Source organism: Vibrio sp. CK2-1 (genome assembly GCF_021726515.1).
In the GTDB taxonomy this organism is placed as follows: domain Bacteria; phylum Pseudomonadota; class Gammaproteobacteria; order Enterobacterales; family Vibrionaceae; genus Vibrio.
Genome location: NZ_JAKKCJ010000004.1, coordinates 205,597 through 217,492 on the forward strand (window position 1 = coordinate 205,597; position 11,896 = coordinate 217,492).

The window sequence follows — 11,896 nt, forward strand, 5'->3', positions numbered from 1 at the left end:
AACAAAGCTGCAGCTTCAATTATGAAGGGTATATTAAAATAGACCAATTTGCGGTGCGATGATCGACTCGAAGTCTAATCCTATAAAAGGCAGAATGGCATCAGCAACCGGTTTAATCTGTTTATCAATATAGTGTTGATAGTCGATAGGGCTTTCTAAGTAATCTTTAGGTTCTGGGCCATTGAGAGTAAATAGGTATTCTATCCTCCCTTTATTTTGATACTGCAAAGGGCGACCTAAACGAGCATTTTTTTCATCCGCTAAACGGGCTGCTCGTACTTGCGGCGGAATATTTTTTTGATATTCATTTAATTTACGGCGTAAACGTTTTTGATAAACAAGATCATCGTCATAAAACCCATTTTGTGTATCTTCAACATATTGGCGAATAAAGGCTTGCGGGTCTTCATCGTGGAAGATCATCGAATACAGCTTATGTTGGAAGTGATGAGATAGTGGTGTCCAGTCTGTGCGAGCACTTTCTAGCCCTTTGAACACCATTTTTTCCTTTCCATCGGTATTGATGAGGCCACAATAGCGTTTTTTAGAGCCAGTTTCTGAGCCGCGAATGGTTGGCATTAAAAAGCGTTGAAAATGGGTTTCATATTCAAGCTCTAAGGCTGACTTTAAGTTATATTCATCTTCAATATGTTGTTGCCACCACACGTTAATTTCGTCGATTAACTTTTTTCCAATCTGGTCAGCATTATCTTGGCTATGAGGCTCAATTAGAGAGACAAACAAAGAGTCAGTATCACCATAGATCACTTGATAACCTTTCTCTTCGATTAATAGTCGGGTTTGCTTCATGATTTCATGGCCGCGCATGGTAATAGAAGAGGCCAGTCGAGTATCAAAGAAACGACAACCAGAAGAGCCCAGTACGCCGTAAAATGAATTCATGATGATCTTAATGGCTTGCGAAAAGGCCGCTTCATTATTTTTCTTGGCGACATCTCGCGCCGCCCATAATTCTTCAATCATGTTAGGCAAAAAGTGTTTGCTACGGTGAAATTGCCCACCGCGAAATCCTGCGACGGCTTGATGCTCTTCTTTGCCTATTTCAAGTTTTAACCCTTCAACTAACCCCATAGGATCAATCAGAAAGGTGCGAATAATCGAAGGGTAGAGTGATTTGAAATCGAGTACTAGTACAGAATGGTAGAGTCCGGGATCGGAATCCATCACGTAACCACCAGGACTTGCGAACCAGTTTTCAGAGTGAAGATTTGGCGCGATATAACCGGCGCGATGCAATTGTGGTAAATACAAATTGGTAAAGGCGGCTACCGAACCACCAATACGATCGAGCTCTACACCGGTTAATCGTGAGCGTTCAATAGCAAATTGCAGTAAATGAGTTTGTTCAAAAATGCGCGTGACGAGACTGCAATCTTGTAGGTTATAAGTGGCAAGAGAAATTTTATCTTCGCGGAATTGGCGATTGATTTCATCCATACGATTAAACGGATCATGGATAATTTTACCTTCACCGAGTAGGCTTTGAGCCACAGATTCTAACGCCCACGAATTAAAGTGATAGGTCGCGGTTTTTAAGGTATCGATACCATCTAAAACCACTCGGCCCGGAATAGAAACAAAACCTTGCTGAGTATTATTGGATTGTCTGAAATACAGTTTTTGTTGCGCTCGGCCTAGTTTTAGCGGCAGTTTATGCCATTCCGCTCGCTTGGATAATAATCGACAGTCAAAATCAATCACATTCCACCCAATGATGATATCGGGATCAAATTGTTCAAACCAATCAACTAAAGCGGTTAAGAGGGCGTATTCGTTTTCTACCCACTGAATATTAATTTCTGCGTCATGTTCTTGTGGCGAACCAATCATGATGACTCGACTATCCATTTCTGAATCGAGACCAACCGAATACAAGATGCCTTTTTCTGAACACTCTAGATCTAAAGAAACCACCGTGAGATTAGGCTGGTAGGATGCCGATTTACAGCGAGCTTGTGTCACTTTCTTATAATGTTTTTGCTGTGAAAACTGACCGGTAAATTGAATGCCTCCGCGGATAAATCGTTCCATTAAGTAGCGGTCGGTCAGGCGGATATCATCTTCAAAGCAGTCAATATTTGATTGAGTTAAGACGCTTTTCGCTTGGTTCGCTAATTGAATATTGCCGAAGTAACAGGCACAAATCGGCTGCTGGCTAAAGGTTTTGAGTGCAACAGATTGAATTTCAAAGGGGATACTCTGCTGTTTTAATGCATTGCTAACGGCCTGTTGGTGTTCTTGTAAGACGAAAAACACACTACGTTCGGCGGCAATTAATAATTGGGTTGGTCCGCTATCGGTTGCGACCCAAAGTTCAATTTGCGTCTGGGAGCCAGAATGGTGTAAATCACGAGCTTGTCGTGTCAGCACAAAGCCTTGGTCGATATTGATGTCTGATGAACCATTCAAGTGAAAATCTATCCGGAGTTGTTAAGGAGAAGAGTGGTTAAGTGTTAGTATGATAACAAACAGATTAAGAATGGTGCGAGTTTTCATTGTTTTTGATTGGAAACCAAGCAGATTAGAACCTTAAAGCCGGACTATTATCAAAATGGTAATATTAAATGCCTATTTTATATTAAATCTGGCCTTGCATTCTTGAGTAAACCATTAATAATACATTTGTAATTACTTGATTTCATAAAGCTTACTTTAAGTAGGTTTAATCAATCGATTCACATAGAAGACGATATCTATGGTGTGTTAGTCACAAAATAGTACGGATTCTGAGATTAACAGTCATTTTGTGAGCGTAAATAAGTTAGAATGTAGTGACCAGCGATTAATAATCTCGTTGGTCTAGCGATAATCCAAGTGTGGAGATACAAGAGTGATAAATGTTTTCCTTGTAGATGATCACGAACTGGTTCGCACAGGGATTCGACGTATAATTGAAGACGTCCGTGGAATGAAAGTAGTAGGGGAAGCTGACAGTGGTGAGAATTCTGTAAAATGGTGCCGTGCTAATCACGCGGATGTTATTTTGATGGATATGAATATGCCAGGTATTGGCGGCCTTGAAGCCACCAAGAAGATTTTACGTTTTAATCCTGATATTAAAATCATTGTTCTAACAATACATACTGAAAATCCATTTCCAACCAAAGTCATGCAAGCAGGTGCTGCTGGTTATCTAACCAAAGGTGCTGCGCCAGATGAAATGGTGAATGCGATTAGAATGGTCAACAGCGGTCAGCGTTATATTTCACCTGAAATAGCGCAACAGATGGCATTGAGTCAATTTTCAGCCCCTTCAGATAATCCATTTAAAGAGCTATCTGAACGTGAGCTACAGATCATGATGATGATCACCAAAGGACAAAAAGTAACGGATATATCCGAGCAGCTTAACCTTAGCCCTAAGACAGTAAATAGCTATCGCTACCGCCTGTTTAGCAAGCTCGATATTAGTGGTGATGTAGAGTTAACGCACCTCGCAATCCGTTATGGCATGATAAATACAGAGACTCTGTAGTGCCAGATCCGTTTGATTCTGCTTCTTTTCTATCGACAGTTTCTGATCAGCCCGGCGTTTATCGTATGTATAACGCCGAGGCTGACGTTATTTATGTCGGTAAAGCAAAAAATCTATTCAAACGTCTTTCCAGTTATTTTCGTAAGAACCTAGATAACGAAAAAACCAAGGCTCTCGTTAGCCATATTGCCAAAATTGATGTCACGGTGACGCACACCGAAACCGAAGCCTTAATTTTAGAGCACAACTACATCAAGCAATATCTTCCTAAATACAATGTGCTATTAAGGGATGATAAATCTTATCCCTATATTTTAATTACCAAACACAAGCACCCTCGTCTTGCTTATCATCGTGGCGCAAAGAAAAGGAAAGGGGAGTATTTCGGCCCTTATCCAGATGCGGGGGCAGTACGAGAAACACTTCATTTATTACAAAAAATCATCCCGGTTCGCCAATGTGAAGACAGCATTTATGCCAACCGCACTAGGCCGTGTTTGATGTATCAAATTGAACGCTGTTCAGGCCCGTGTGTTAAAGGTCTGATTAGTGACGAAGAATATGCGGAAAGCGTCAACTATGTTCGCTTATTCTTGCAAGGCAAAGATGATCTTGTGCTGAATGCTTTAATTCAAAAAATGGACGAGGCAAGCCAAGCGCTAGCGTTTGAGAAAGCGGCTAAATATCGCGATCAAATTCAAGCGATCCGTCGTGTACAAGAGCAACAATCAGTCTCCAATGACAGCGCAGAAGACATGGATGTGATTGGCTTTGCTAAAGAAAATGGTCTGGCTTGTGTTCATATCTTAATGATTAGGCAAGGTAAGGTGCTGGGTAGTCGTAGCCACTTTCCTAAAATTCCTAATAATACCGATGACAACGAAGTATTTTCGAGCTTCTTGAATCAGTATTATTTAAGTCATAATGAAGCGTCGACGATTCCAACCCGCATTACTTATAACGCCGATCTATTCGATGATGAAAGCCCATTACAAGCAGCATTAACCGAAATAGCGAGCCGTAAAGTTACATTCCATGTCAGTCCTAGAGGGATCCGAGGCCGTTATCTTAATTTGGCCAACACCAATGCTCGCAGTGCGTTAACGTCGAAGATTAGTCATAAAATGACAGTGAATCAACGAGTTAAAGAGTTAGAAACAGAGTTTGGTATGGAACGCATTGAGCGCATGGAATGTTTCGATATCAGTCATACTATGGGTGAAAGCACCATTGCGTCTTGTGTCGTTTTCAACCGTGAAGGTCCGGTCAAACAAGAGTACCGTCGCTACAATATTGAGGGTATCACGGGCGGTGATGATTATGCCGCGATGGGGCAGGTATTAGAGCGTCGTTACTCCAAACAACAATATACTGATGAAATATATGCCGAAAAGATACCGGATGTGATTTTTATTGACGGTGGTAAGGGACAACTTAACCGTGCTTATGAGATAATCCAAAAACATTGGCAAGATTGGCCAAAAAAACCAGAGCTAATTGGTATCGCCAAAGGTGTCACCAGAAAGCCTGGTTTAGAAACGTTAATTAAAGTTACCGGTGAAGAGTTCAATTTACCGAGTGACGCGCCAGCTTTACATTTGATTCAGCATATTCGCGATGAAAGCCATAATCATGCGATTAGTGGTCACCGTGCGAAAAGAGCCAAGACCCGAAGAACCAGTACTTTAGAAGGTATTGAAGGCGTAGGCCCGAAACGCCGCCAAGCTTTACTGAAATATATGGGTGGTATACAAGAATTAAAACGAGCAACTGTAGAAGAAATAGCCAAAGTTCCTGGGATCAGTAAATCTTTGGCAGAAATCATCCATGAAGCATTGAAACCCTAGACGTTTTAACGCAACATTAAGCCGCACTCTCCAAGAGACGTAATTATGCGATTTACAATACCAAATATTTTAACTTTACTTCGACTTGCGTTAATTCCTGTTTTCGTTGCCGTTTTCTATCTGCCTTATTCATGGTCGCCTTTTGCCGCTGCAATGGTGTTTTGGGTTGCAGGATTTACCGATTGGCTTGATGGGGTGTTAGCAAGAAAATTAGGTCAAACGTCTCGTTTTGGCGCTTTTTTAGATCCTGTTGCCGATAAAGTCATGGTTGCTGCGGCACTCATCCTCATCACAGAACATTATCACAGCATTTGGATCACCATTCCGGCTGCAACGATGATTGCCCGTGAAATTATTATTTCAGCCTTACGTGAGTGGATGGCTGAAATTGGCAAGCGTGCGAGCGTTGCGGTTTCTTGGATTGGCAAATGGAAGACACTGTCACAAATGTTTGCCCTTTGGGTACTGATCTGGCGTTATGATGATTGGATGGTATGGCTAGGTTATGTCACGTTATACATTGCAACAGCTCTAACCTATTGGTCGATGTATCAATACTTAAAAGCTGCCAAAGGGGATCTATTGGCTGGTGAGGGTGATTAATTAAGTCACTTGAACATTGAATTATTGGAGCCCTGCATATTCTTTATTATAAAAAGATTATGCGGGGCTTTTTGTTTCTATTTTTTCTTCTAGCTTCTATCTAATAGATAAGAAATGTTTTCTCAATTTTCTGCCAAAAATATCGACAAAATTAGGCGTTAAAATGTGCGACATAACGGTTTTTGACTGCAAAATAGACAAACGATTTAAAAAACGAAAAATAGTGTTGACGTACTTGGCTTAATCCGTAAAATGCCATCCCGTACTCAAGAGGAACGCAACATAATTCGAGAGAGTTAAGTTCTTCGCAAGGTAAGGCGCCTTGGCAGAGTGGCTATGCAGCGGATTGCAAATCCGTGGACCTCGGTTCGACTCCGGGAGGCGCCTCCATAATCTTGCTTAAATTGATACAAAGCGACACTAGCTCAGCTGGTAGAGCGCAACCTTGCCAAGGTTGAGGTCACGAGTTCGAACCTCGTGTGTCGCTCCAAATTTTGCGATATTGATTAATTCAGTATCAGATGGTGTTCTAACTTTTCAGTTAAGGCATCGCAATAAAGAATTGCGTGCCCTGGTGGTGGAATTGGTAGACACAAGGGATTTAAAATCCCTCGGCGTTCGCGCTGTGCCGGTTCAAGTCCGGCCCGGGGCACCATCTATTAAAGTCTACATTTATGTAGCAAATGCGACACTAGCTCAGCTGGTAGAGCGCAACCTTGCCAAGGTTGAGGTCACGAGTTCGAACCTCGTGTGTCGCTCCAAATAAGAAAGCCCTGATCAGAAATGATCGGGGCTTTTTTGTAACCTAAGTTTTTGAAATTACTTATCTCTATACGACACATGTTGTCGTACCAGTCTTATAAAATCCCCTCGTTATAAAAGTATTTACGTTTCTTTTTGATATTTAATGGAAATTATAATGAAAAAAACAGTAGTAACTGTAGGTTTAATGTCAGTGATATTAGCTGGATGCGGTGGTTCATCAGATGGTGGATCGGATAATAATGGCGGTGATAATAGTGGTGGTAATAATACAGTAGCGGCTACCGGCCAGTTTCTCGATTCAGCCGTACAAGGTATTAGTTTTGTAACTGCAAGTAAATCAGGTAATACCGATTTAGCGGGCACATTCGGTTATAATGTGGGAGAAAAGGTAACCTTCAGTATTGGTGATTTGGTTTTTCCAACTGTAACAGCCAACAAATTTATCACACCTTTAGACCTTGCTGGAACAACAGATAAAAAAGATCCTGAAGTTATCAATATGGTGCGTTTACTGATGACGCTTGATACCGATAGCAACCCTGATAATGGTATTACGATTTCTTCTCAAGCAAAACAAATGGCGGTTCCTTTAGATTTTAATGTATCTGTCGATGAGTTTGCCTCTTCTCAAGATGTTCTCGATTTTATTGCTAACGCAGGCCAACAAAATCCACCTACAGAATTAGTGCCACAGGCCGAAGCCGAAACGCACTTCCAAAAAACTTTAGATGATATTGATGCTATCGACACTTATGCCGATTATGTTGGTATGTTTAATTTAGAAAAAAACATGGCTGATGACAGTTACACCGGTATCTGGAATATCTACTCAGATGGCTCATATTTAATGATCGAATATTATAATAGTGAAGAAGATTCTGGACTTGAGTATGGCAAATTGAACCTGAAAAACGGTGGGTTTGAACCGGATGTCATGGTCGATACCGATACACTAGAAGATGGTGGATTAAGTAGTGGTGACTGGACTCAAGTCTCTATGGAAGGTGATACATTGCACGTAACGAAAACCGAGCGTTACTGTGAAGAAGATGACCCAGCTGATTGCACCTATGAATTAACTACTCCTAGAGGTGTGATTACTGGCCAGTCTATTGTCGGTAGCTGGGAACGCATTAATGATGATGGTAAACGAGAATCATATAACTTCCGTGATGATGGCAAATATTTCTTTGCTTTGATTGATGACGGGATTGATCAAGGCAATATTGAAGTCGGAGGTTACACTTTCGATCCAGACAATGAATCACTGACATTAAATATAACTCCAGATAGCGATCGTTCAGGGGCGAGTTTACTTGCCGATGACGGCGTGGTGTATGATATTCACTCTGCAACATTAAGTGAAGATGGACAATCCTTGACGCTCGTTGTTGATTATAACGATGGCAAAGACACAACATTAATACTGTCACGCAAACTCTAATGAGTTATTTGTCACGTGAATGATATGAGTATTTGTTTAATGAAATAAACTGATCTTGCACAGTGATAATACATTTAAATTAAATTCATTAGGCTTTTTCGATTATTATAATGAAAGCCTAATGTTTTATTTATTAACCTGTGGTCGCCTTATGTCTAACCGCTCTAGTAATACCGATGTTGCTAATTTAAGTTTAGAAATTCTAAAACGCATTCCGAAGAAAAGAAAAATTACCGCCAAAGAAATCCAACAGCAATTGCAGAGTAGTGGAATCGACAGAAGTCTACGCACTATTCAACGCAATTTAGACATGCTAAGTCGTGATTTTGATATCGAAAAAGATGAGTCAAATAAACCATACGGCTATCGCTGGGTGAGTTCAAATTCAGTCTTTTCTGTTCCAACACTCTCTCCGAAAGAATCCGTTTTACTCAACCTTACTCATGAGTATCTAGCAAATTTACTACCGCCAACCATCATGCAATCGCTCGATGGGTTCTTCTCTGAAGCTCAGTACCAACTTTGTCCAAATGCAAAAAATCAAAAAGAAAGAGAGTGGCTGAAAAAAGTCCGAGTTGTCAGTGAAGGTGTGCCTATGTTGCCGCCAGAGATTGATACACAAGTGTTTGAGAAAGTCAGTGAAGCTTTATTCCACAATCGCTTACTAAACATTGAATATTACAACTCACTGCAAGAGTATAAATCCGCGCAAGTCATGCCACTAGGCTTGGCACAACAGGGTAAGCGTTTATATCTAGTATGCCGCTTTGATGGCTATGAAGATGTGCGGAATATCGCTATTCATCGAGTTCAAAAAGCGATTGTGTCTACGTTTACTTTTGAACGACCAAGCGATTTTAAACTAAGCCAATATGATGCAGAAGGCCGCTTTGGCTTTGCCGGAGTAGAGAAGTGCCAGCTTGAATTTTGTATCAATAAATACGAAGGCTTCCATTTACTAGAAACACCGTTATCGAAAGATCAACAAGTGGTCGAGAGTGAAAGTCACTACTTGGTAACAGCGACAGTCGTGGATTCTTTACGTTTAAATCAATGGCTAAAAGGCTTTGGTGAGAATGTTTGGGATATAAAGAAACTGCCGATTGAAAAATAGTTACAGGTAACGACACTATTTGACGCATCCATGAATACTCTATGGTTATCTAATTAATCAGTGATGGATGCCATGAGTACAAACGTCCACGTCTACCCAATAACCGCTACCAAACGCTTTCTGTCGCCCAACAAAAGCACTTTAAAGCCATATCAGGTTATGAACATGATGGTCATTCTTTATCAGGGCAGTTCGCCACCGATAGACCTGAAGATGCTGACGATTGGCAATATTCTCCTTGGTTATTTTCTTATGCCTTTTATACCGCGACAGGGAATCTAGTTTGTTCATTAGAACATCGTATGACCAACATTCGACAATACGGTTGGGATATTGATGGTAATGATTTACATCCTGATTTCTTAGCATCGTTTTTTCCACAAGAAGATCCCGCTCAGCCAAATCCATTCGACCATTGGTTTAATCAAAACACATCACACGATCAATTTTTACAATGGGATCGCTTTATTGATAAAGCGAAGGGTGCATTGCTTGGTTTAGCATTAGGGGATGCGCTCGGGACAACCCTAGAGTTTAAACCTAAAGACAGTTATGAACCGATTACAAACCTAGTCGGTGGTGGAATTTTTCATCTACAAGCCGGGCAGTGGACCGATGATACCTCGATGGCATTGTGTTTGGCTGACAGTTTATTGGCGCAACAAAAACATGACGGCGAAGATCAATTAAACCGATATGTAGATTGGGCGCGCAGTGGTGTCAATTCATCTACAGGTCAATGTTTTGATATCGGGAATACCATACGCACTGCTTTGAATCATTTCTTAAAAACGGGTGATGTGATTGCCAATACCAACGCAGTTAATTGTGCCGGTAATGGCAGTTTGATGCGTTTAGCGCCTATTTCTATCTTCTACTCTCCGCTAAAAAATATATCCCTAGAAACTGCTCTAGAAAAAGCGAAACAGAGTTCAGAGACTACCCATAGCAATCAGCTCGCCATCGAAGCTTACCAAATTATGGCTTGGTTGCTGTATCAGATATTTGATGGAGAAGAATCAAAAGCAGCATTATTTAGCAGGCTAGCAAAAGCATTTCATTCATTATCTAGTGAAATGTCGGAAGTGGTACAAGGCAGCTTTCTTAAAAAATCACGCGATGAAATTTTTGGTTTTGGTTATGTGGTGAAATCACTGGAAGCAGCGCTTTGGTGTTTTGCGCATAGTGACAACTTTGAACAAGGGGCATTACTGGCGGCAAACCTCGGTGATGATGCCGATACCACGGCCGCCATCTATGGACAACTTGCTGGTGCTTTTTATGGCGCAGAGCAGTTACCTCAAGCGTGGTTAGATAAGTTGTTTATCACACACCACATTGAATTGGTTGCTGAGCATTTGGCTGGTATGCCAATTAAATATTGATTTAGAATTTGAACAATACCCAAGTGACTTCAAGGTGAAGATACTAATAATGAGGACAATTATGTCAATCGTGGAAATGCACACCATAAATGGATTAATCAATCTGTTTCTTAATAGTAAAGTTTTAGATAATGTCTCTTACTGGGATGACTTTAGTACAGATAATTGCATGATTGGTCGTAAATTTTACGAATTATTTGTTCAAGAACGAATTAATCGTGATGATTACAGTAAATTTAACAAATATTGTTATTGGTTATTAGAAACAGATCTTGTTGAAATAGGTCGAACAGATGTCATTGAAGATGCGTTCGTATATATGGAAAATTTACAATGATCATAAAGCCTTTGTCGAGGTGATATGATATTTAAGTTATGCGACATAAATTGACGCAGGCGTCGCTAATGTATCTACATCAGCAATGTTTGGAATATTACAATGACGCTACAATATGCACTGAAACTCAAATTAATGCACAGTGATTTGCCTGAAATTGCGCAATTGATGGGTTATAACCGCAAAGGTATGAGTAAGGCAGCTAGTCGCATTGAACAAGTCTTATCTGATCCGCAACTTAATCTATATGCCAACGCTTTTGATTTTAAATACAGTAACCAAGAGTTTATAGAAAGGCTTTGTGAAGTCGTTGGTATTGACCTCAATCACTTCAGTGATGTAATTGACAGCATTATTGCTCATCATGAAGCAATCAGAGATGCGTTTAAATCTTATGTGTTTGTTGATACAGGTTTTAAGCGTAAAAGTGAACCCATCTTCATGTTGGCTTTTTTGGAACATCACCGTTATTTATCTTTTCCCAAAGAAAAACGTGTATTACCAGTAGCAGATCAAGTTGCATACGTTCAAGCATGTATTAAAAAGCATTATGCCGAGAACGATGGGGCGTTGCCTATGTGGGGAAAAATACAACGTTATGTGTTCTTTTATAGCGAAGGTTGTTCCATTTCACTTAATGGTGATGGTGTGATTTTAGAAGCTAACCCAAATCTCAGGCGTTCTATGGCTACATTGGAGTTAAGATGAAAGAACGTATGCTTATACAATCGGATAAGTTAGGGCGTTTTGAAATTCGATCACCAACAGGAAAAGGCGAGATCAAAGAGACGGTTTTATTATGGAATACCGGCGAGCTCGGTAAGAACGTTTATTGTGATAAGCCATTTGCAAACCTATAAAACGCACAACACTCACTTTTAACCTCACCAAGCCAATACCCGCTA

The 11,896-nt window shown here is 40.5% G+C and carries 10 protein-coding genes and 4 tRNA genes; 13 read left to right on the top strand and 1 reads right to left on the bottom strand.

What is annotated here, in order from left to right:
- Nucleotides 1-33: 33 nt before the first annotated feature.
- Nucleotides 34-2,412, bottom strand: coding sequence for a DNA polymerase II (locus tag L3V25_RS12040; RefSeq protein ID WP_237295971.1), 2,379 nt, complete (start codon nt 2,410-2,412; stop codon nt 34-36).
- A gap of 439 nt (nt 2,413-2,851) precedes the next feature.
- Here L3V25_RS12040 and uvrY point away from each other — a divergent pair, with 439 nt between their 5' ends.
- The 13 genes from uvrY to L3V25_RS12105 all read left to right on the top strand — a co-directional run bounded on the left by uvrY (nt 2,852) and on the right by L3V25_RS12105 (nt 11,851).
- Nucleotides 2,852-3,496, top strand: a complete 645-nt coding sequence (uvrY, locus tag L3V25_RS12045; protein WP_027696060.1) for a UvrY/SirA/GacA family response regulator transcription factor — start codon at nt 2,852-2,854, stop codon at nt 3,494-3,496.
- Nucleotides 3,496-5,343 carry an excinuclease ABC subunit UvrC gene (gene uvrC / locus L3V25_RS12050; protein WP_237295618.1) on the top strand — a complete coding sequence of 616 codons (1,848 nt, stop codon included), beginning with the start codon at nt 3,496-3,498 and terminating at the stop codon, nt 5,341-5,343. The genes uvrY and uvrC overlap by 1 nt, the downstream gene beginning before the upstream one ends.
- 45 nt (nt 5,344-5,388) lie before the next feature.
- Nucleotides 5,389-5,946, top strand: a complete 558-nt coding sequence (gene pgsA, locus L3V25_RS12055) for a CDP-diacylglycerol--glycerol-3-phosphate 3-phosphatidyltransferase (RefSeq protein WP_237295620.1) — start codon at nt 5,389-5,391, stop codon at nt 5,944-5,946.
- A gap of 316 nt (nt 5,947-6,262) precedes the next feature.
- Nucleotides 6,263-6,336, top strand: a tRNA-Cys gene (locus L3V25_RS12060).
- 24 nt (nt 6,337-6,360) lie between these two features.
- Nucleotides 6,361-6,436: transfer RNA gene (locus tag L3V25_RS12065), tRNA-Gly, on the top strand.
- 78 nt (nt 6,437-6,514) lie between these two features.
- A tRNA-Leu gene (locus tag L3V25_RS12070) sits at nt 6,515-6,601 on the top strand.
- Between the two features lie 30 nt (nt 6,602-6,631).
- Nucleotides 6,632-6,707: transfer RNA gene (locus tag L3V25_RS12075), tRNA-Gly, on the top strand.
- 158 nt (nt 6,708-6,865) lie between these two features.
- On the top strand, nt 6,866-8,155 hold the full coding sequence (locus tag L3V25_RS12080) for a hypothetical protein (protein WP_237295622.1): 1,290 nt from the start codon (nt 6,866-6,868) through the stop codon (nt 8,153-8,155).
- A gap of 151 nt (nt 8,156-8,306) precedes the next feature.
- Nucleotides 8,307-9,269 (top strand): WYL domain-containing protein, encoded by a 963-nt coding sequence (locus L3V25_RS12085; RefSeq protein ID WP_237295972.1) that lies wholly within the window; start codon nt 8,307-8,309, stop codon nt 9,267-9,269.
- Nucleotides 9,270-9,571: 302 nt separating this feature from the next.
- Nucleotides 9,572-10,654 (top strand): ADP-ribosylglycohydrolase family protein, encoded by a 1,083-nt coding sequence (locus L3V25_RS12090; protein ID WP_237295624.1) that lies wholly within the window; start codon nt 9,572-9,574, stop codon nt 10,652-10,654.
- A 61-nt stretch (nt 10,655-10,715) separates the two neighbouring features.
- The gene (locus L3V25_RS12095; RefSeq protein ID WP_237295625.1) at nt 10,716-10,991 is read left to right on the top strand and encodes a hypothetical protein; all 276 of its coding nucleotides are present in this window, start codon (nt 10,716-10,718) and stop codon (nt 10,989-10,991) included.
- A gap of 102 nt (nt 10,992-11,093) precedes the next feature.
- Nucleotides 11,094-11,699: a hypothetical protein gene (locus L3V25_RS12100; protein ID WP_237295627.1), complete on the top strand. Its 606-nt coding sequence runs from the start codon at nt 11,094-11,096 to the stop codon at nt 11,697-11,699.
- Complete coding sequence (locus L3V25_RS12105; RefSeq protein ID WP_237295628.1) at nt 11,696-11,851, top strand: hypothetical protein; 156 nt, start codon at nt 11,696-11,698, stop codon at nt 11,849-11,851. Before L3V25_RS12100 ends, L3V25_RS12105 begins: the two co-directional genes overlap by 4 nt.
- Nucleotides 11,852-11,896: the final 45 nt, after the last annotated feature.

Bases quoted from the DNA above. Each gene is read 5' to 3' on its own strand.
- L3V25_RS12090 (WP_237295624.1), top strand. From the start codon at position 9,572: ATGACCAACATTCGACAATACGGTTGGGATATTGATGGTAATGATTTA.
- pgsA (WP_237295620.1), top strand. From the start codon at position 5,389: ATGCGATTTACAATACCAAATATTTTAACTTTACTTCGACTTGCGTTA.
- L3V25_RS12080 (WP_237295622.1), top strand. From the start codon at position 6,866: ATGAAAAAAACAGTAGTAACTGTAGGTTTAATGTCAGTGATATTAGCT.
- L3V25_RS12105 (WP_237295628.1), top strand. From the start codon at position 11,696: ATGAAAGAACGTATGCTTATACAATCGGATAAGTTAGGGCGTTTTGAA.
- L3V25_RS12100 (WP_237295627.1), top strand. From the start codon at position 11,094: ATGACGCTACAATATGCACTGAAACTCAAATTAATGCACAGTGATTTG.
- L3V25_RS12085 (WP_237295972.1), top strand. From the start codon at position 8,307: ATGTCTAACCGCTCTAGTAATACCGATGTTGCTAATTTAAGTTTAGAA.
- L3V25_RS12095 (WP_237295625.1), top strand. From the start codon at position 10,716: ATGTCAATCGTGGAAATGCACACCATAAATGGATTAATCAATCTGTTT.